The organism is Chryseobacterium sp. HNCC26DJ239 (assembly GCF_057180445.1).
Genome location: NZ_JBXUGJ010000003.1, coordinates 91,517 through 111,997 on the forward strand (window position 1 = coordinate 91,517; position 20,481 = coordinate 111,997).

Here is a 20,481-nt window from a genome sequence, read left to right on the forward strand (position 1 = left end):
CCAGATTCTAATTCGGTTTAATAACGACACTGTTTTTAAACATTTCAAACAAATCTATTAATTCAAATTATGTATAATTTTTGTGTCCTTATGGATTTTAATATTTAAAAAAAATATGAAGAAGATTTTACTACTTTTTTCATTAATACTGGCGTTTTTGACGAATGCGCAGGTGAGCTCCTATACTTTTGCACAGTCTACAGGAGCCTATACTGCATTGGCGTCGCCCACAGTATTAGCGACAGCAACTGCATCAAACTCTCTTGATAATGCAGTTTATCCCGTAACTCTTCCCTTTGCTTTTGCTTTTAATGGAGTAAATTATACTTCATTAAATGTCTCAACCAATGGGTTTATTACATTTGGAACGACCATTCCTGGTGCGGGAACGTATAGCCCTATTTCGAGTACCGAAACTTACACGGGGGCAGTTTCTGCATTTGGTAGAGACCTTAACACAGTATTCAATATTTCCAGTGTTACTGGTACTGTGAGTTGGGGAGTTGAAGGTACTGCTCCAAATAGAGAAATCGTTATCCAATGGAAAGATTTCAGACCGACTTATACTACTGTTACTACTTCTGCTTATACTTTTTCGTTTCAGATAAGGTTAAGAGAGACAACGAGTACAATTGCTGTAGTTTATAAAGCTGGTTCTTATTTAGTTGGGTCAACAAGTTATGCCAGTACAGCTCAAGTTGGTTTAAGAGGCACTACAAACGCAGATTATAATAACAGAAGTAATGGTACTACTGTAGCATATACTGCTTCTGTAAATGGTGCTGTAAATACGGCATCACAGGCTTTTAACACAGTAAACGCAACTCCAGGTATGCCTAGTGATGGCTTAACATATACTTGGACGCCTCCAACTTGTTTTGCGCCTTCAAATTTAGTAGGTTCGGCAACATCACCAACGACTGGTAATATTAGCTGGTCTGCACCTACACCTGCACCGGGGGTAGGGTATGAGTATGTATACAATACCACTAACACGGCTCCTTTGGCAACTGCTACAGGAACTCCTACAACGTCAACATCAATACCATTATCACCATTGGTAACGGGTACTACTTATTATTGGTGGGTAAGATCAGTATGTTCTGCAAACGATAAAAGTACATGGGTGGCTGGTCCTTCATTTACTCCTGGACAAATTGGAGGTGGTACAGGCTCGTTCGGTAACCTACCAATTTATTCTTGTTTTGGATATAGTTATTCACAACAAATTTATACAGCATCAGAAGTTGCTGGCGCAATTGGTACAAATAATTTAATTACAAAAATTAAATTCTACGTACAGTCTACTGCGAGTAACCAAGCCCTGTACAACCAATGGGTAGTATACATGGGGAATACAACAGTGGCTGACTTCCCAACAACTACGAGCTGGATTCCTTTAGCTAATATTCAACAGGTTTATTCTGGAACATTACCTACAATGACTGGAGGTACTTGGGTAGAACTTACCTTGAATAACCCTTTTGTTTGGGATGGTACATCTAATATTGTGATAGCCGTAGATGAAAATGTTACAGGATATTCTTGTACTCAAAACTGGGGCAACTACACTGCAGGTGCTAATAGAGGTATTTTGTATTATGCGGATGGTACTAATCCAGATCCTGCATCGCCTCCAACAGCAAATGCAAGATATTCAACCATTCCTAGAGTACAACTTGTGGCAGAAGTGTTGCAGCCTTGTACAACAAATCCTCCTGCAAATATTTCTGTAGGACAATTAACTCCAACTTCGGCTACCGTCTCTTGGTTGCCTGCTTCTGGAGCTACTTATATTGTAAGATATAGAACAACCCCAAGTGGAACTTGGCAAGTGGTAAACTTAACAACTCCTCTTACAAGTAACTATGTAATGACAGGTCTTACAGAGCTTACTGCTTATGAGGTTCAGGTTTTAACAGTTTGTAACGGAACTCAAGGTGCTTATTCTCCTTCATACCCATTTACGACCCCTGCAATATCTTACTGTACGGCTTCTGCTAATTATGCAGATGAGTTTATATCAAACGTTACTGTAACTCCTAACGGAATGCCTCAAATGGTGAGTAATTCAGTTATTGGTACAGCAGCTCCATATTATAGTGATTATACAAATGATCCTACAAGATTAGTTACTTTTATTAGAGGACTTCCTAATAACATAGTATCAGTAAAAAGAGATTGGCCAGGAACTGTTTATGGAAATGCAACAGTAGTTTGGATTGACTGGAACAGAAATGGAACATTTGAAGATAGTGAAAGAGTATTAAATCAGGCTTCAAATACTACACCAATAAATACTTCAGCGCCTTTTGCCGTTCCTACGGTAGCTCAAGGTGCATATGCAGGTAACTTAAACCTAAGAATGAGAGTAATCATTCAGGAATTTAGTACACCATCAGCATGTGGTACATTTAGTTATGGTGAAGTAGAGGATTATTCAGTTAAATTAATTGATCTTCTTCCTTGTAGTACAACGGCACCGGTACCAACAGCAACTAATTTAACCGCTACAACAGCTTATATTTCTTGGTTGCCAACAGCTAATGCTACTTATAGAGTAAGATGGAGACAAGGAACTACAGGAGCTTGGCTTCCTGCACCTCTTGGTTATATCGAATTACCTATCGGACAAAGCTGGTATACTATTACAGGTCTTACAGAGCAAACTGCATATCAAGTTCAAATTCAAGCAATGTGTAACGGAACTTGGGGAGCTTGGGGAGCATCTGTTAACTTTACAACTCCGCCATTAACCTATTGTCCTATGGTAGGCACAGGTACTAATGATCATATTGCAAATGTAACTGTTACTCCTACGGGACAAGCAGTAATGAGTAATACAACAACTCAAAACGGATATACACTATACCCAACTCCAGTAATTAATCTTGAGATCGGTTCTTCTGGTAATCAAATTTCTGTTGCAAAAGGTTGGGCAACGGGTACAACTTATAGTGACGGAGTAACAGCGTGGATTGATTATGATAGAGATGGTTTCTTTACTGATGCCGAAAGAATTTTGATTTCTGCGTCAAGTACTGCAACTCCTGTTACAGCAACATTTACTGTTCCTTCAACCGGAGTGTATACAGGGACTTATAATACTACTATGAGAGTAGTGTTAAGAAGAGGTGGGGCGCCAGTAATGTGTAGCGATCCTGCAAATGGTGAAGTAGAAGACTATTATGTGAAATTAAGACCATGTAGTAATGTTGCACCATCTACTCCTACATTCAATACTATTACGCATACATCTGCTAATGTAAATTGGGTAGCGTCTGCAAATAATCTTAATTACATTGTACAGTACAGACCTTTAGGTTCTACTACTTGGATTAGTGTAAATGCCTCTTCACTTAATGGTAACCCACCATTGGCTTTAACTGGTTTAACTCCTGCTACTACATACCAAGTACAAGTTTCTGCGGTTTGTAATGGTACACCAGGAACACCAACAGCTATTGCGACATTTACCACGAGATGTGATCCGACACCACCAAACGTAGTTGTTTCAAATGTTACTTCTACTTCAGCAACGGTAACATGGAACCCAATTGTTCCTAGTGCGACTTACGTTGTTAGATACAGAGTGGTAGGTACTACAACTTGGATTTCTGTTACTGCTCCGGCTCCGCCAGCAAATACAGTTGTTATTTCAGGGTTAAGCTCTTATGTAACTTATGAAGTTCAGGTAGCAAACATTTGTAATGGTGAGACTACAATAAACCAATGGTCTAATCCGCAAGTATTTACTACGATTAGAGTTTGCGAGGTTCCTCCTCCAGGATTAACTATTACACAGCTAAATCCAACTTCGGCAGAAGTTACTTGGGATGCTTATACTGGAACAGGTGCTACTGGTAACTATGTCTTAAGATATAGAAAAGTAGGTATTCCTAGCTGGACTACAGTAAACGTAAATACAAATACATATACAATTACTGGTCTTCTAGAATTAACTAAATATGAAATGCAGGTAGCAAACGTTTGTACTGGTACTCCTGGTAACTTTACACCACTTTACTACTTCACAACTCCTACGGTAACATATTGCCCAATGGCTTCTGGAAATGCAGCAAGTGAATATATTAGCAAAGTAACAGTTACGCCAATTAGCGGAACTGCTATGGAAAATTCTTCGGTTGGATCTACTTACACAGATTATACAGGTAATCCACTTACTCATATTACTTTAGTACAAGGTAGCCAAGGTAACGTAGTGAAAGTTGAAAAAAATTCTGCTTCTGGTTCTGCTACAGGTGTTGCAGTTTGGATCGATTTCAACAGAAATGGTTATTTCGACGTAAATGAAAAAGTTCTTTCAGATGGTCCAAATACCGCATCTACAGCAAGTGCAGCGTTCACAGTACCAACTGATGCGTTTGTAAGTCTTACAGATTACAAATATGTAACAATGAGAGTTGCATTACAAAAAGGAAGTGTTCCTGTAAACTGTACAAGCTTTAATGATGGTGAAGTGGAAGATTATCAAGTAAAAATCGTTAAGCAAGCGGTTGTAAACCCTCTTAACCAAACTGACATTATGATTTACCCTAACCCGGTAAGCTCTATCTTGAACGTGAAAAATGTAAGTGTAAAAACTAAATACAAAATTTACAGTTCAGCTGGTCAGTTAATCTCTGATGGTATCATCTTAAACAACAAGATTGACGTTAGCAAACTAATCAACGGACTTTATGTTATTGAATTAGTAGATGGCGACAAAACTGTTCAGAAGAAATTTATTAAAGAATAATAAATGATAATTAATAGAATAGGCTCTCATTTCTGAGAGCCTATTTTTTTTAATATATTGAACCATTCATAAAAAAAACCGCTGACTTTTTGAATTCAGCGGTTTTTGTTTTTATTCAATCTCGAAAATGATTTTTTCGGTTTGTTGTTTTAAATCTTCAACATCAGTATTGTTGTAAATAATGTAGTCTGCCAGTTTTATCTTTTCTTTTTCCGGCATTTGTTTTTGAACAACAGATTGTACTTCTCTGTACGTTTTCTGGTCTCTGTCCATCACCCTTTTAATTCGAATGTTATCTTCGGCAGTTACCAAAAGAGATTTATAACATTGGAGGTTCAGTTTTAATTCAAAAAGAAGAGCGGTCTCTTTAAAAATTAAATATTTACTCTGCTTTTTCACCCATTCTTCGAAATCTATTCTTACTGCCGGATGAATAATTGCATTGAGTTTTTGAAGCAGTTCTTGGTCATTAAAAACCTTTTCTGAAACATATTTTCGGTTGTAGTTTCCCGAGTCATCATAAGCTTCTTCTCCTAAAAGCATCTTTATTTGAGATTTTAAAACCTCATTATCATTTACTATAGATTTTGCTCTATCATCGGAATAATAAACCGGAAATCCGCACTCTTCGATAAATTTGGCAACCGTTGTTTTCCCAGAGCCAATACCGCCTGTTAAACCAATAATTTTAGGTTTTATTTCCGAGTTTTGGGGTTCGGCTTCTTCAGAACTCTTTTCTCGTATCTCGTCAATCATAATTAATATCCAAAAACTTCATTAAAGCTAAACGTTTCATCAAGTCTTATGCCTTTCTCTGTCATTTTTAAACTTCCTAGTTCGTGATGTGCGTCGTGTTCGAAGAACAAAAGATAATCGTTATCGATGCATTGCTTCAAAAACTTGGCTTTTTCTTCCATTGTTAAAAGAGGTCTTGTATCATATCCCATTACATAAACAGGATTGATGTGCCCCGAAGTTGGAATTAAATCTGCCGCAAAAACAATCGTTTTTTCTTGATATTGAATGACAGGAAGCATCTGTTTTTCGGTATGTCCGTCCACGAAAATAACATCCATTTTCAAGTCTGGAGCAAATCCATAATTACCTGTTGTTGGAAGTGGCAAATGTGCTAATTGCCCGCTTTCCTGCATCGGTAAGATATTTTCCTTTAAAAAGCTTGCTTTTTCTCTTGCATTAGGTTCTGTTGCCCATTGCCAATGATTTTCGTTGGTCCAGAAATTTGCGTTTTTAAAAGCCGGTCGGTAACCCGTTCTATCATCATTCCATTCGATAGCACCACCGCAGTGGTCAAAATGAAGGTGAGTTAAGAAAACATCGGTAATATCATCCCTTACAAAACCATATTTTTTTAGGTTTTTATCTAAAGAATCGTCTCCCCAAAGAGAGTAGTGTCCGAAGAATTTTTCGTCTTGCTTATTTCCTAAACCACAATCGATAAGGATAAGTTTTTTGCCGTCTTCTACCAAAAGAGAACGAGTTCCCAATTCGATTAAGTTTTTTTCATCGGCAGGATTGGTTTTCTCCCAAAGCGTTTTCGGGACGACTCCAAACATAGCACCGCCATCTAATTTAAATTTTCCGCACTGTATTGGATATAACTTCATATGATTTTTATGTATTTGTAAATTTTTTTTGACATCAAACTTTAGACGCTAAATTTTAAACTAAAAAAGCTCTCCAGGGTTTTTCGGCTTCGAAATATTCAAATGCTTGTACGCTTTTTCTGTAACTTCTCTTCCTCTCGGAGTTCTGATAATAAAACCTTCCTGAATTAAAAAAGGTTCGTAAACTTCCTCTAAAGTTTCAGGGTTTTCTGCGATAGACGTTGCCAATGCAGAAATTCCGACAGGTTTACCTTTGAAGTTTTCAATCATCACACGCATAATTTTATTATCCATTTCATCCAAACCGTATTCATCAACATTCAAAGAATTTAGCGCATATTTTGTAATGTTGATTTCAATTTCTCCGTTTCCTTTAATTTCGGCAAAATCTCGAACACGTCTTAGCAAAGCGTTGGCAATTCTCGGAGTTCCTCGGCTTCTTCTTGCAATTTCAATCGCTGCATCTTCATAAATTTTTACCCCTAAAACTCGCGAACTTCTAATGATAATCATTGATAAAAGTTCAATCGTATAATATTCAAGTCTGCTTTGGATTCCGAATCTTGCCAACATCGGTTTTGTAAGCATTCCGCTTCTTGTGGTCGCTCCAACTAAAGTAAAAGGATTCAACCCAATTTGTACGCTTCTTGCATTGGGACCTGTTTCCAGCATAATGTCGATTTTATAATCTTCCATCGCAGAATACAAATATTCTTCTACAACTGGTGATAGACGGTGGATTTCGTCAATAAAAAGCACATCGTTTTCTTCAAGATTGGTAAGCAAACCGGCAAGACTTCCAGGTTTGTCTAAAACAGGACCGGAAGTTACTTTGCAGTTTACGCCCAATTCGTTGGCAATAATATTGGCTAAAGTAGTTTTTCCCAAACCGGGAGGGCCGTGCAAAAGAACATGGTCGAGAGCGCCGCCACGTTTTTTGGCAGCAGTCACGAAAACTTCAAGATTTTCCAAAGTTTTTCTTTGTCCGGCAAAATCTTTAAAGCTTTGCGGACGAATTTGCTCTTCCTGAATGAGCTCTTCTCGCGAATAATTGTCTTTATCTGGATGTAAAAAGTCGGGCATTAATTCAATTTCATTTAGCGTAAAGATAGGAAATTTAGGCAAAGACAGAGGTTGAGATTGCATAAAAATTTAGATTTGAGCAGAACAGATTTTTTAAGTATTTTTGAGAGAGAAAATTTAAGGTTTAGATTTACCGCTACTTGCTTTGGTACAAATCTTAAACTAAACCTTTGCCTCAACCTTTATTTAATGAAACTAATTGGTCCTTTTAAGCAGGTGATTACACTTGCCAATCTTCCGCTCAGAGGAAAAATTTCTGACGAGCAAATCGAAATTATTACAGATGGCGGAATTGTAACAAACGATGGGAAAATCCTAAAAGTAGGAAATTTCGATGCGTTACAATCTGAAAATCAAAATATAGAAATCGAGCGCATCGAAGGAGAGCAAGTTGTGCTTCCTGCGTTTACAGATTCTCACACTCACATTTGTTTTGGTGGAAATCGCGCGAATGATTTTGCGATGAGAAATGCAGGTAAAACGTATTTAGAAATTGCAGAAAGTGGCGGTGGAATTTGGAGTTCGGTGCAACATACCAGAAATGCTTCGGAAGAAGAATTATTAAGGACTTTATTAGAGAGAATCAATTTTTTAATCGATCAGGGAATTACGACGATTGAAGTAAAAAGCGGTTACGGTCTTGATGTGGAAAATGAATTGAAAATGCTTCGCATGATTCAAAAAGCGCAAGAAAAAACGGAAGCTACTTTAATCCCGACTTGTCTTTCAGCTCATTTAAAACCTAGAGATTTTGAAGGTTCAAACGAAGAATATTTAAATTACATCATTACCGAAATTCTCCCAAAAGTAAAGGAAGAATCTTTGGCAAAACGTGTAGATATTTTTATTGAAAAATCGGCATTTCAATCTGAAGAAAGTAAAGCTTTTTTACTTAAAACGAAAGAATTAGGTTTTGAAATCACGGTGCATGCCGACCAATTTACACCAGGAAGTTCTAGAATTGCAGTAGAAGTGGGCGCACAATCTGCAGACCATTTGGAAGCAACAATAGACGAAGATATTGAGTTTTTAGCACAGTCTAACACGGTGGCAACGGCACTTCCGGGAGCAAGTTTAGGATTGGGTGAAAAATTTACACCCGCAAGAAAATTATTAGATGCGGGAGCAATTTTAGCCATTGCAAGTGATTGGAATCCGGGTTCTGCACCGATGGGGAATTTGGTTACTCAAGCTTCTATTTTAGCTACTTTTGAAAAATTAACAACCGCCGAAGTTTTAGCAGGAATTACTTTTAGGTCTGCTTTTGCTTTAGGTTTAGAAGACAGAGGTAAGCTGGAAGTAGGTTTAAAAGCAGATTTTGTCACTTTCAAAACCAATAATTTCCAAAATGTTTTATACAACCAGGGAAGCTTGATGGCAGATAAGGTTTATATTAATGGAAAACGAGTTTAAAGGAATTTTTAATGATAAAAAAGTTAATTATAAATATTGTCCTGTTCATAGTATCATTATTTGTAATCAAACTTTTAATGATTTTATGGGGGAATTTAGATTGGAAAACGGGAAATTGGTTTCTCGCAGATTTTTTAGCATCAGGAGGAATTTTAATCTCTTTTTTAATCATGATTCTGGTGACCATAAGTTTTTTTGTAAAGTGTATATTAACGGTTTTTAAATTAGTAAATAAGAACTATAATGATCTGGCAAGGAAGAAATGACGGTGAAGAGCTTCTTCATCACAGAATATTTCAAAGAGTAAAGGAAGAAACTCAGTACGATACTGTTTCAACTAATGATTTCGTTTTACATGGTTTTGCTGTAGACGAGGGCGTTAGAAGAAATAAAGGAAGATTGGGTGCAAAAGATGCTCCAGACGTTATTCGTAGGAATATGTCTAATTTTCCTGTGGTACATCCGGATTTCTCGCTTTTAGATTTTGGAAATATTTTTTGTGAAGACGGAAATTTAGAACATACCCAAAATGACCTTTCGAAAAGAGTGTCTAAAGTTCTTTTAAAAGGTGGAAAATCGCTTGTTTTAGGTGGTGGTCATGAAGTAACGTATGCTCATTACAAAGGGGTGAAAACTGCTTTTCCCGAACAGAAAATAGGAATCATTAATTTTGATGCACATTTTGATAATCGTAAACCTGAAGTTGGAGTAGGGCCAAGTTCCGGAACAGGTTTTTGGCAGATTGCTCAGGAAGGAGAAATACATTCTTTGCACCTTGGAATTCAAAGAAATTCTAATACGTTGAAGCTTTTTGATACCGCTCATCAATTTGGGATGAAATACATTTTGGCAGACGAACTTTTCTTCGAAAACCTACCTTCTGTGTACACAAGAGTAGATGAATTGATACAGTCTGTAGATTATTTGTACGTAACGATTTGTATGGATGTTTTCAATGCTTCAATTGCGCCGGGAGTTTCGGCTTCGGCATACAACGGAATTTTTGCGGATGCTGCTTTTATGCATGTTTACAGACATATTTTAAAATCAGAAAAACTACTTGCATTAGACATTGCCGAAGTGAATCCTCAGTTTGATATTCAAGAAAGAACGGCAAGATTGGCGGCAAGTCTCGCCAATGAATGGTTAATGATATAAACTCAATAAAAAACATAGAATTTATCATTAAATATATATAAGCTAAGGAACAGAGTTTGCTGCCTTAGTATTGCTTTATCATAAAGCGGCGGGTTTATTACCCAAAATTTAAAATCTAAAATGGAAAAATCAGTAGAAACTAAACTTACTAAAGCTCACCAAACTTTTTTAGAATGGAGAAGCGTTCCTTTCGAAGAAAAACAATTGTTGATTTCGAAAGCCGCAGAAATTCTAATGCAAAATAAAGAACAGTTTGGCGAAATCATCACCAAGGAAATGAACAAACCTATTTCTCAGTCGATTGCAGAAATTGAGAAATGCGTTTTGATGATGAATTATTATGCGAAGGGAGAAAACAATTTGAAGCCGGAAATCATCGAGTCTGAATATCAAATTTCAGAATTACATTTCGTTCCTAAAGGTGTTATTTTAGGAGTAATGCCGTGGAATTTTCCTTTTTGGCAGGTATTAAGATTTGCAATTCCTTCTATTTTAGCTGGAAATACAACGGTTTTGAAGCATGCTTCAATTTGTTTCGGAAGCGGTAATGCAATTGAAAAAGTATTTTTTGAAGCAGGTTTCCCAGAAGGCGTATTCCAAAATCTTGAAGTCGGGCATAAAGAAGTTCAGGAAATTTTAGAACATAAAGCGATCGCCGGTGTTAGTTTAACAGGAAGTGAAAAAGCTGGAGCGGAAGTCGCATCAATTGCAGGGAAAAATATCAAAAAATCTCTTTTAGAACTTGGTGGAAGCGATGCTTTCATCGTTTTGAATGATGCAGATTTAGACAAAGCTGCAAAAGATGGAGCTTTGGCGAGATTGCAAAACTGCGGTCAGACTTGTGTGGCGGCAAAAAGATTTATTATTGAAGAAGATATTAAAGACGATTTCTTAGCAAAATTTATCGTTGAGTATAAAAAGTTTGAGCCAAAAAATCCAATGGACAAAGAAACCAAACTTTCGGGAATGGCAAGACCAGATTTGGCAGACGATTTAGAAAAGCAGTATGAAAAAGCATTAGAAAACGGTGCAAAAATAATTCTTCCTTTGGAAAGAATTTCTGCGAATGAGTTTAAGCCAGGTTTGATAAAAGTTCAGGAAGGAAATCCTATTTTACAGGAAGAACTTTTCGGTCCACTTGGAATGATTATGTTTGCTAAAAACGATGAAGAAGCACTGCAAATTGCTAATGATATTCCGTTTGGATTGTCTAATTCTGTATGGACAAACAATGTTGAAAGACAAAAATTCTTCATCCAAAATTTGGACTCCGGAACGGTAAACATTAATAGAATGACGAGTTCTGACCCTAGATTTCCTTTCGGAGGAACAAAAACTTCTGGATACGGAACTGAGCTTTCTATGCTTGCTTTGAAGGAATTTGTAAATGTAAAAACAATTATTGGTGCTTAATTTTTTTTAAAATAAAAATATAAGATACGATGTAAAGGGAGCTCCGTAGGAGCGACACCTTTGTTAATACTTCAATTCAAAAAATCGCCCGAAACAAAGTTTCGGGCGATTCCAATTAAGACTAAAAACTACACTATATGATTTCCTGTGATCTTTTACTACGGTTAAAGATCCAGAAGATGATAGGAAAAATTAAAAGCGTGAGAACAGTAGCGGTTATCAAACCTCCAATAATAACAATTGCTAAAGGTTTTTGAGATTCAGAACCAATTCCTGTAGAAAGCGCAGCAGGCATCAAACCAATACTTGCCATTAGAGCCGTCATGATAACGGGTCTTGTTCTGGTTTTTACACCTTGCAATAAAGAATCGTCTAAACTTAAACCATTTTTATAGTTTTGATGAAACTCGGTAATCAAAATAACTCCGTTTTGAATACAAATTCCCAAAAGCGCAATCATCCCAACTCCCGCAGAAATTCCAAAGTTGATTCCTGTTACATGAAGAGCAATGATACCGCCAATTAATGCGAAAGGTACATTAGCTAAAACGAGTAAAGAATCTTTCATGTTTCCAAAAAGGATAAATAAAAGGAAGAATATTCCCAAAAGACTTACCGGAACTACTTGTGCTAAACGATGCGAAGCTCTTTGTTGGTTTTCAAACTGTCCGGTCCAACCAACAGAATATCCATCCGGAATGTTTATTTTCTTTACTTCTTTCTGTGCTTCGGCAATGGTGCTTCCCAAATCTCGGTCTCTGATGGAGAATTTTATCCCGATATATCTTTTAATATCATCACGATAAATAAAAGCGGCGCCGTTGTCTTTCGTTAAAGTACTAATTTCTTTCAAAGGAATTTTTGTGCCGTCTTGCGTAGGAACCATCAAAGAAGCAATATCATTTTCGTCTTGTCTGTATTCTTGCGAATATCTCAGTCTGATTGGGAATTTTCTTTCGCCATCATACATTTCAGACGCAGTTTTTCCACCAAAAGCCATTTCCAAAACCGCTTGTGCATCTGCAGGCATTACTCCGTAAGCCGCCATTTTATCACGGTCTAGAACTACACTTACTTCTGGCTGACCAATATTTTTGATGATTCCCGCATCGCGAACTCCATCGATATTTTTTACTGAAGCTAAAACCTGATTCGCAATTTTATCTAAAGTTTCAAGATTGTCGCCATAGATTTTAATTCCGTTTTCGGCTTTAAAACCGGCAACAGCTTCTGCCACGTTATCAGAAATCGGTTGTGAATAGTTGAAGGTAATCCCTTGATAATTTCTTAGTTTTTTATCAATTTCATCAATCAATTGTTCGTAGGTTATTTTTCTTTTCCAATCTTCTTTTGGTTTAAGATTTACGGCAAATTGTACAAATCCAAATCCATTAGGGTCGGTTCCGTCGTTGCTTCGCCCGGTTTGTGCTAAAACATCGGTTACTTCAGGGAAGCTCAAAATGTCTTTCTTTAAAATATCAGCAGTTTTTAAAGATTCTTTTAATGAAGAACTCATCGGCATTTCTGCGGTTATCCAAAGTGAACCTTCATTAAGCTGAGGTAAGAATTCAGTTCCTAAAAATTTACCTGAAAATAATGTGACAGCGAGGAAAGATAATGCCACAATTAAACTCATTTTTTTGTGCTTAAATGTATAATTGAAGCCTTTTAAAACAATTCTGTCCCAAAAATTCACGAAAGGATTGTTTTTTTCTCTCACATTTTTATTCAGTAAAATATGTGAAAGAACCGGAACTAAGGTAAGGGTAAAAATTAATGCTCCCATTAATGCAAAACCTAGTGTGAAAGCTAATGGTGAAAACATTTTGCCCTCCACTTTTTGAAATGAAAAAATAGGAATGAGTGAAGTAATGATAATTAATTTTGAAAAGAAGATTGCTTTCCCTAGACCAGTTCCGGTCTGTTTTATCCAGCCGCCTTTGGCGAGTTTATTAAATTTTTCGTCTCCGTATTGATGTGCTTTATGGTCGAGCATTACAAATAATCCTTCAACCATTACCACGGCTCCGTCGATAATGATTCCGAAATCTACTGCACCAAGTGAGAGAAGATTCGCGCTCATTCCGCAAAGCTTTAAACATAAAAATGCAAACAATAATGAAAGCGGAATGATAATAGAAACCGTAAGTGTTGTACGCCAATCTGCCATGAAAATGAGTACGATTACAGTAACGAGAATAATTCCTTCCAAAAGGTTGTGCATAACGGTTTCCGTCGTGAAATCCATCAAATGATCACGGTCGTAGAACGTAACCATTTTTACGCCTTTTGGTAAAATTTTGTTGTTGAGTTCGTCTATTTTCGCTTTTACACCTACCAAAACTTCTCTTGGGTTCTCGCCTTTTCTCATCACAACAATTCCTTCAACGGTATCTTCTTGGTTGTTGAGAGCAGCTTGCCCAACTCTAGGCATAGAACCTTCGTGTACATTGGCAACATTTTTTACCAAAACAGGGTTTCCGCTATCGTTTTGAATCGTGATATTGCCAATATCTGCGATAGATTTTACCAAACCGATTCCGCGAACTACATAAGCTTGTCCGTTTTTTTCGATCACGTCACCACCAACGTTGAGATTACTTTTGGTAACCGCTTCATACACTTGCAAAGGCGTGAGATTGTATTTGTCTAAAGCTCTTGGGTCGATGCTTAGTTCAAAAATTTTGTCTTGTCCGCCGAAAACATTGATGTCGGCAACACCCGGAACACTTCTCAAAGCACGGTCAATTACCCAATTTTGAAGGGTTAAAAGCTCTCTGGAATCTTTAGTTTTACTTTGTAAAGTATATCTGAAAATTTCTCCGGTTGGTCCGTAAGGTGGCTGCACTTCGGGGTCTACTTCATCGGGTAAACTTACTGTTCTTAATTGATTGTTGACTTGGTTTCTAGCGAAAGTATCATCAACGCCATCATCAAAGAGGATTTTTACAATAGAAAGCCCAAACATAGTGGTACTTCTTACACTCGTTTTTTTCTGAACCGGGCTCATCGCAAGTTCAATAGGAGTGGTTACGAAACGTTCTACTTCTTCAGCACTTCTTCCGTTCCATTGGGTGATGATGACGATTTGAGTATTGGTAACATCAGGAAATGCTTCAATGGGCATGTTTTTGAAACTGATGAATCCCGCAACTGCCAAAATCGCTACCCAAATAAAGGTAAATGCCTTATTTTTAAGTGAAAACGCAATTATATTTTTAATAAATTTATTCATGATTGAATTTTTAATGTGCTAAAACTTTCCAAAACATGGTAAAAGTTTTCTTAAACATTTAATTAGTTAAAGAACGGTAAATCAACAATTGGTTGTTGGTAATTACATTTTCTCCTTCAGAAAGACCTTCAGAAATGTACGTGAGGTCGCCAACTTGTTTTAAAACCTGAACTTCTCGTACTTTCACGTCGGTTCTAGATTTAAAAACGACTACAAAACTTCTGTTGTCATCAAAAATTACTGCTCTTGAAGGAACTGAAAGTGCCGTTTTTTCTTCAGATTTCGAAACCTTAATCGTTGCTTTACTGTCGGGAATCAAAAGTCCGTTGGTATTGTTCAGAACCACTCTTGCCTGCATCGCGTTGGTTTCAGGGTCGATAATTTTAAAAATTTTATCAATTTTTCCGTCGAAAACTTTGTCTGGATAAGAAAGTGTAGAGACTTGGGCTTTCATTCCTAAACTAATTTTATCGATATCAGATTCATTTACGTTCATAATTGCCCAAACATCGCTTGTATTCGCAACATCGAAGATGTTATCGGAACGGTCACTTCGCAGCTGCATATCTTTATTAATATCTTTATGAACGATATACCCACTAATTGGCGCTAAAACACTATAAATATTACCATTTCTTACATTGTAAACGGTACTTACCGCACTTGCTCTTTGCAATTGGTCTTGCGCTTTCTGAACCTGGCTTTTGGCTTCCAAAACTTCTCGTTCTGTATTCAGTTTGCCTTCGTACATTTCTTTGGCAACACGAAGATTGTTTTGTGCAACAACAAGGTCGGTTTTGGCATCGCTTACCTCTTTTTGTACTTCTGCAAGCTCTGTACTTCTAATGGTGGCGAGAACTTGTCCCTTTTTTACATAATCTCCTAATTCTACATTTACAGAAAGCACGTTTCCGCCAACGAGAGGGAACACGTCGATGTAAGAATTTCGGTCGGCAGAAATTTTTCCGTAGAAATTGTAGAAATCTTCTATTGTTTTCTTTTCAACTTTTGCGGTGCTTATGGCATCGAGCATGGTGTTGCTTAGTTCAAATCCTTTAGGTTCGGTATTTTTGGGTTCTACTTTTTTAGAGCAAGAAGAAAATACCATCATTAAAGCGATTCCTGGGATGAATAGTTTTTTCATTGTGTGATTATTAATAGAAGATTTTGGTTTGTACAAGTTGATTAAGGTTTTCTGCAGACTGAATCAGATTATTTTTAATATCATAAATCTGAAGCGCCGTTTGTCGGTAAGTTTCCATAAAGTCTGTAAACTCTATTAAACTGATGTTTCCGTTTCGGAAATTTTTGAGCATTCCGTTGTAAACGGTTTCCAAATTGTTTTGGTCGGCAGTTTTTATTTCAGATAATTGGTCGAAATAATTTTTCCAAACTTTATAAGAAGCCGCTACTTTTGTTTCTAGAGAAAGCTTTTGGTATTCGGCATTTTTCTGGTTTTGCTGAATGGCAAAGTTGGCTTTGTCGATATTTCCTTTATTGCTTTTCCATAACGGGATTGGAATTCCCACCATTAAATTCACTTCGTTTTTGAAAGTACCGCTTCCTTGGTCGTACTGTGCGCCAAGATTTAGGTCGGGAACATTTAAAGATTTTTGCCATTGTGCGTACAATTTGCTGTTGTCTATTAATTTTAAATTGTATTGATAATCGGCATTGTTTTCCAAAGCTTTTTGCTGTAATTCTTGTTGGTCACCAAAAGGTTGAGCCGCAAGAATATCTTTCACATCTTGTTCAGTAATAGAAGGTTCGATATCATCATTTACCCCTGTAAGAAGTTGCAGGTTTTGCTGAATATCCAAAATGCCTTTGTTGATGTCTGTTTTGTCTGCATTGAGTTGTACCACAATGCTTTGAAGCCTTACTTGGTCTTTCAGAGAAACATTTCCTTTGGCTTCCTGTATTTTGTAAGCATTCAAAAGGTCGTTCATGTAACCTAATTGTTTGGTAATACTTTGAAGTTTTACTTTTTGATAGTAAAGATTAAAATACGCTGTGTGAAGCTCAGTTCTGAGCGTTGCTAAAAGTTGTGTAAACTGTAGTTGTGCAAGTTCTTTGTTAGATTTTGCGAAGGCAATTTCGTTTTTCTTCTTCCCGCCAAGATAAATAAGCTGTGAAATTTCTGCGCCTTTTGCACGAGTTACATCAAAAGCGCGTTTGTCTTCAGGGTTGTATGCGTTTACGTAACCGCTAAGTTGCGGAAGTTCCCAGATTTTAGCTTGTATAATATCTGCATCTGCCATATTGATATTATACTGCTCTGCCAAAAGCTGAAGATTGTTTTTCTGAAAAGCCTCTTCACAATCTTGAAGTGACATTTTCTGCTGCGCCATCAAAAAGGAAGACGCTACAATAAATAGTCCGGCAAATTTATTCATTATCATTATTTTGATGACAAAGTTGCCAATGCTCGATTAAAAGGGACTTAAATATGGCTTAAAAAAAAATTAAATTGAGGTTGAGGTTAAGGTTAAGGTTGGATTTTTAGAAGTGTGAATTTGAAATATGAAGACTGCTTACTGAATATCTTTAGATGTACTTTAAAAAACTTAACAAGTTAATAAACCTTAATGGTTCAAGAAAAATTCAAATCCTGAAATGTTTTAAGACTTATAAAAATTAATGCTAAACGTATTATTTCTTTCTTTTTCTGAATGATAACTAATGTGTGCGCCGTGATACTCTAGAATTCTCTTCACGATTCTCAATCCAAGCCCGGAACCGGAAATGTTTTGAGAATTATTTCCTCTCGTGAATGCTTCAAAAAGTCTTGGCTGTTCGCTTTCCGGAATTGTTGGCCCTGTAGAAATGATGTCTACAATAATTTCGTCTTCACTTTCGGTAAGTTCTATGTTTACATTTTCGCTGTCTGAGTAAATGGCAGCATTTTTTAGAAGATTGATAAAGACAATGATCAATAAAGATTGAACGCCATTCACACTTAGGAAAGAATCTTCCATTGAATTTTCAGAAATATTGAAATCCATTTTCAGATGAGGGAAGCTCTTTTTTACACGGTCAAAAGATTCAAAAATAACTTCATCAATTCGTACTTCTTCGTAAATAGACTGAATATTTTCTTTATCGAATTTAGTAAGTAAAAGTAAAGAATTGGTAAGATCTGAAAGTAGATAAACATCCTTCAACATCTGTTTCAAAGCAGAAAGAGTAGTAGGAGAGTGCTCTTCAAGTTTGATGAGGTTTTCGAGTTGAAAAGCCATTCTCGTAATCGGAGTTCGGATTTCATGGGAAGCACTTGCGGTAAAATCTTTTTGGGATTGAAAAACGTCGTTCAGTCTTCCAATCATCGTGTTGAAAGATTGCGCCAAAATACTAATCTCGTCACGAGAATCCTTCACCGGAATTTGCGTCGTCAATTTATGAGCCGTAATCTCAGAAACTTCCTGATTAAGCTGTTCCAAAGGATGCAAAAATTTCCCCATAAAATAATAGCTAAGAAAGCCTATAAGCAGCGTACTTGTAATGTATGCTGTAATTAAGAGGTATTTTAGATAATCGAGTTTAGATTTTCCGTTGGTATCGTATGCGCTGGTAAGAATATAATAGTTTTGACCGTTTATCATTCTTTTTGCCGCATAAATTTCGGGAATGGTTTTTTCACTAAAAACTGATTTTTTTTTATCTAGCTCATTCAATAGTTTATCATCCCAAGTTACTTTTTGGTCTTTTAGGGTAGAGTAGATAAGTTTTTTTTGGTCATTAAAAATGAGGATTTTTTCATTGAGAAGAATGTTGTCGGAATTTTCATTAAAAAATACAGGAGCTTCTTCTTCAAAATCTTTAGATTTTAAGATGAAATGTGAGGTGAATTCTAATCTTTGTACAAAACGCTCCTTAAACTCTTCTCTTCGGAAATCATTAAACAAGATGTAAATAATAACCATTACAATCCCAAGAAGAATTGAAAATGAAATACTAAGAGTGAGGGCAATTTTGCGTTTTAAAGACATTTATAAAGGGCTTAAATAATATCCGAAACCGGATCTTGTATGGATAAGTTTTACTTTGAAATCTTTATCGATTTTTTTTCTTAGAAAATTAATGTAAACTTCAACCGTATTGGTATTCGTATTAAAATTGTGTTCCCAAACGTGTTCTGTAATCTGCTGTTTTGAAACCGTTCTTCCTTGTGCTTCTGCAAGATAAACCAAAAGCTGAAATTCTTTTAATGTAAGGGCGATTTCGTTTCCAGATCTGAAAACTTTTTGCTCTGTTTTGTTGATGATGAGGTCGTCGATTCTGATAATGTCTAAATCTACATTCTCGGTTTGCACCTTCCTTCTCAAAAGAGAGTTAATTCTCAGCAAAAGTTCTTCAAACTGGAAGGGTTTCACTAAATAATCATCTGCCAATCTTGTAAAAGCGTCTTTTTTATCAGTAATGTCTCCATAAGCTGATAAAATAATGATTGGCGTAGTCTTATCGAACGTTCGTAATGTTTGGCAAACGTCTAGACCATTTATTTTTGGAACATTAATGTCGAGAAGGTACAAGTCGTAAGATTTCCCTTTAATTTCTCTTAAAAAAGTTTCACCATCAAAAACTTTGTGGCAGATAATTTCGTTAGATTCTAAAAATTTACACAACTCAGCAGAAAGAATAAGATCATCTTCCAGTAATAGAATATTCATCGGACCTAATTTTATACGAATGTAAAGTTTTTTTTTATGATTTTAACAGATTTGTAAACTCAAGAGAAATGTTTAATCAAATTTTAAGAATGTATAAAGTTTATATAAAACACTTGTCTAATTAAAAAAAACGCTAAGAGGAAGGGATTGATGAAAAAGAAAAATCCCGAAAAAATCGGGATTGTGGTGGAGCCAACTACGGGACTTGAACCCGTGACCTCTTCCTTACCAAGGAAGCACTCTACCGCTGAGCTAAGTCGGCGTAAAATAAAAAATCACACTAAAAGCGTGATTTTTATTGAGCGGAAGACGGGGGTCGAACCCGCGACATTCAGCTTGGAAGGCTGACGCTCTACCAACTGAGCTACTTCCGCAATTTTGTTTCCAAAATTATTGGTAAACGCTGTGCAAACTTAAACTTTTACGCTTATATTTGCAAGTTTTTTTGAATATAAACAGTGGGGAGAGCAGGATTCGAACCTACGAAGCCGAAGCAACTGAGTTACAGTCAGTCCCATTTAGCCACTCTGGAATCTCCCCGAGTTTATATTAAAATAGAGCTTCCAGAGGGATTCGAACCCACGACCCCGAGATTACAAATCACGTGCTCTGGCCAACTGAGCTATGGAAGCGTTTTAATATATTCTAAACTGAAAGCTGAGAGAAAAGCTACTCTGCACCAAATTCAGCAGTAAAAAATTATCTTATAATAAGAATAATTTTGAGCGGAAGACGGGGGTCGAACCCGCGACATTCAGCTTGGAAGGCTGACGCTCTACCAACTGAGCTACTTCCGCAATTTTGTTTCCAAAATTATTGGTAACTGTTTGCAAATTTATACATTTCTGTTGAATTGTGCAAACTTTTTTTTCGAATATAAACAGTGGGGAGAGCAGGATTCGAACCTACGAAGCCGAAGCAACTGAGTTACAGTCAGTCCCATTTAGCCACTCTGGAATCTCCCCGAGTTTATATTAAAAAGAGCTTCCAGAGGGATTCGAACCCACGACCCCGAGATTACAAATCACGTGCTCTGGCCAACTGAGCTATGGAAGCATAATAAAAAAGAATTCAAAAGATCGCTGTTCCTTTTTTGCGTGTGCAAATATAGAACGGATTTTTTGA

Annotated in this window: 12 protein-coding genes and 7 tRNA genes; 4 read left to right on the forward strand and 15 right to left on the reverse strand. The window is 36.7% G+C overall.

Annotated features, from left to right (window positions below):
• Positions 1-115: 115 nt before the first annotated feature.
• Entirely contained in the window at positions 116-4,759 is a 4,644-nt protein-coding gene (locus tag AC2A1D_RS07100) for a GEVED domain-containing protein (protein WP_484042945.1), read from the forward strand.
• A gap of 111 nt (positions 4,760-4,870) precedes the next feature.
• Here AC2A1D_RS07100 and coaE read toward each other — a convergent pair whose 3' ends face one another.
• From coaE to ruvB, 3 genes are read right to left on the reverse strand one after another with little or no spacing between them, the layout of a single operon-like run.
• Complete coding sequence (gene coaE / locus AC2A1D_RS07105) at positions 4,871-5,515, reverse strand: dephospho-CoA kinase (RefSeq protein WP_484042946.1); 645 nt, start codon at positions 5,513-5,515, stop codon at positions 4,871-4,873.
• 2 nt (positions 5,516-5,517) lie between these two features.
• On the reverse strand, positions 5,518-6,384 hold the full coding sequence (locus AC2A1D_RS07110) for an MBL fold metallo-hydrolase (RefSeq protein ID WP_484042947.1): 867 nt from the start codon (positions 6,382-6,384) through the stop codon (positions 5,518-5,520).
• A 60-nt stretch (positions 6,385-6,444) separates the two neighbouring features.
• Entirely contained in the window at positions 6,445-7,467 is a 1,023-nt protein-coding gene (gene ruvB / locus AC2A1D_RS07115) for a Holliday junction branch migration DNA helicase RuvB (protein WP_484043325.1), read from the reverse strand.
• Between the two features lie 189 nt (positions 7,468-7,656).
• Between ruvB and hutI the strand changes: the two genes are divergently transcribed.
• The 3 genes from hutI to AC2A1D_RS07130 all read left to right on the forward strand — a co-directional run bounded on the left by hutI (position 7,657) and on the right by AC2A1D_RS07130 (position 11,451).
• The gene (gene hutI / locus AC2A1D_RS07120) at positions 7,657-8,880 is read left to right on the forward strand and encodes an imidazolonepropionase (RefSeq protein WP_484042948.1); all 1,224 of its coding nucleotides are present in this window, start codon (positions 7,657-7,659) and stop codon (positions 8,878-8,880) included.
• Positions 8,881-9,123: 243 nt separating this feature from the next.
• Positions 9,124-10,038, forward strand: coding sequence for a formimidoylglutamase (gene hutG / locus AC2A1D_RS07125; protein WP_484042949.1), 915 nt, complete (start codon positions 9,124-9,126; stop codon positions 10,036-10,038).
• Between the two features lie 120 nt (positions 10,039-10,158).
• A complete protein-coding gene (locus AC2A1D_RS07130) occupies positions 10,159-11,451 on the forward strand; it encodes an aldehyde dehydrogenase family protein (RefSeq protein ID WP_484042950.1) in 1,293 nt (430 codons plus the stop codon).
• Between the two features lie 133 nt (positions 11,452-11,584).
• On the opposite strand, the gene AC2A1D_RS07135 is transcribed toward AC2A1D_RS07130, so the two are convergent.
• The 12 genes from AC2A1D_RS07135 to AC2A1D_RS07190 all read right to left on the reverse strand — a co-directional run bounded on the left by AC2A1D_RS07135 (position 11,585) and on the right by AC2A1D_RS07190 (position 20,412).
• The gene (locus tag AC2A1D_RS07135) at positions 11,585-14,686 is read right to left on the reverse strand and encodes an efflux RND transporter permease subunit (protein ID WP_484042951.1); all 3,102 of its coding nucleotides are present in this window, start codon (positions 14,684-14,686) and stop codon (positions 11,585-11,587) included.
• 58 nt (positions 14,687-14,744) lie between these two features.
• On the reverse strand, positions 14,745-15,830 hold the full coding sequence (locus tag AC2A1D_RS07140) for an efflux RND transporter periplasmic adaptor subunit (protein ID WP_484042952.1): 1,086 nt from the start codon (positions 15,828-15,830) through the stop codon (positions 14,745-14,747).
• A 10-nt stretch (positions 15,831-15,840) separates the two neighbouring features.
• Complete coding sequence (locus AC2A1D_RS07145) at positions 15,841-17,082, reverse strand: TolC family protein (protein ID WP_484042953.1); 1,242 nt, start codon at positions 17,080-17,082, stop codon at positions 15,841-15,843.
• A gap of 225 nt (positions 17,083-17,307) precedes the next feature.
• On the reverse strand, positions 17,308-18,675 hold the full coding sequence (locus AC2A1D_RS07150) for a sensor histidine kinase (RefSeq protein ID WP_484042954.1): 1,368 nt from the start codon (positions 18,673-18,675) through the stop codon (positions 17,308-17,310).
• Positions 18,676-19,356 (reverse strand): response regulator transcription factor, encoded by a 681-nt coding sequence (locus tag AC2A1D_RS07155; RefSeq protein WP_484042955.1) that lies wholly within the window; start codon positions 19,354-19,356, stop codon positions 18,676-18,678.
• Positions 19,357-19,543: 187 nt separating this feature from the next.
• Positions 19,544-19,618, reverse strand: a tRNA-Thr gene (locus AC2A1D_RS07160).
• 39 nt (positions 19,619-19,657) lie between these two features.
• Positions 19,658-19,730 (reverse strand) — tRNA-Gly (locus AC2A1D_RS07165).
• Positions 19,731-19,815: 85 nt separating this feature from the next.
• A tRNA-Tyr gene (locus tag AC2A1D_RS07170) sits at positions 19,816-19,896 on the reverse strand.
• An 18-nt stretch (positions 19,897-19,914) separates the two neighbouring features.
• Positions 19,915-19,988, reverse strand: a tRNA-Thr gene (locus AC2A1D_RS07175).
• A 92-nt stretch (positions 19,989-20,080) separates the two neighbouring features.
• A tRNA-Gly gene (locus AC2A1D_RS07180) sits at positions 20,081-20,153 on the reverse strand.
• An 87-nt stretch (positions 20,154-20,240) separates the two neighbouring features.
• Positions 20,241-20,321 (reverse strand) — tRNA-Tyr (locus AC2A1D_RS07185).
• 17 nt (positions 20,322-20,338) lie between these two features.
• A tRNA-Thr gene (locus AC2A1D_RS07190) sits at positions 20,339-20,412 on the reverse strand.
• Positions 20,413-20,481 lie beyond the last annotated feature (69 nt).

What these genes read in the sequence shown, in the direction of transcription:
- AC2A1D_RS07100 (WP_484042945.1), top strand. Translation starts at nt 116, where the DNA reads ATGAAGAAGATTTTACTACTTTTTTCATTAATACTGGCGTTTTTGACG.
- coaE (WP_484042946.1), bottom strand. Translation starts at nt 5,515, where the DNA reads ATGATTGACGAGATACGAGAAAAGAGTTCTGAAGAAGCCGAACCCCAA.
- AC2A1D_RS07110 (WP_484042947.1), bottom strand. Translation starts at nt 6,384, where the DNA reads ATGAAGTTATATCCAATACAGTGCGGAAAATTTAAATTAGATGGCGGT.
- ruvB (WP_484043325.1), bottom strand. Translation starts at nt 7,467, where the DNA reads ATGCCCGACTTTTTACATCCAGATAAAGACAATTATTCGCGAGAAGAG.
- hutI (WP_484042948.1), top strand. Translation starts at nt 7,657, where the DNA reads ATGAAACTAATTGGTCCTTTTAAGCAGGTGATTACACTTGCCAATCTT.
- hutG (WP_484042949.1), top strand. Translation starts at nt 9,124, where the DNA reads ATGATCTGGCAAGGAAGAAATGACGGTGAAGAGCTTCTTCATCACAGA.
- AC2A1D_RS07130 (WP_484042950.1), top strand. Translation starts at nt 10,159, where the DNA reads ATGGAAAAATCAGTAGAAACTAAACTTACTAAAGCTCACCAAACTTTT.
- AC2A1D_RS07135 (WP_484042951.1), bottom strand. Translation starts at nt 14,686, where the DNA reads ATGAATAAATTTATTAAAAATATAATTGCGTTTTCACTTAAAAATAAG.
- AC2A1D_RS07140 (WP_484042952.1), bottom strand. Translation starts at nt 15,830, where the DNA reads ATGAAAAAACTATTCATCCCAGGAATCGCTTTAATGATGGTATTTTCT.
- AC2A1D_RS07145 (WP_484042953.1), bottom strand. Translation starts at nt 17,082, where the DNA reads ATGAATAAATTTGCCGGACTATTTATTGTAGCGTCTTCCTTTTTGATG.
- AC2A1D_RS07150 (WP_484042954.1), bottom strand. Translation starts at nt 18,675, where the DNA reads ATGTCTTTAAAACGCAAAATTGCCCTCACTCTTAGTATTTCATTTTCA.
- AC2A1D_RS07155 (WP_484042955.1), bottom strand. Translation starts at nt 19,356, where the DNA reads ATGAATATTCTATTACTGGAAGATGATCTTATTCTTTCTGCTGAGTTG.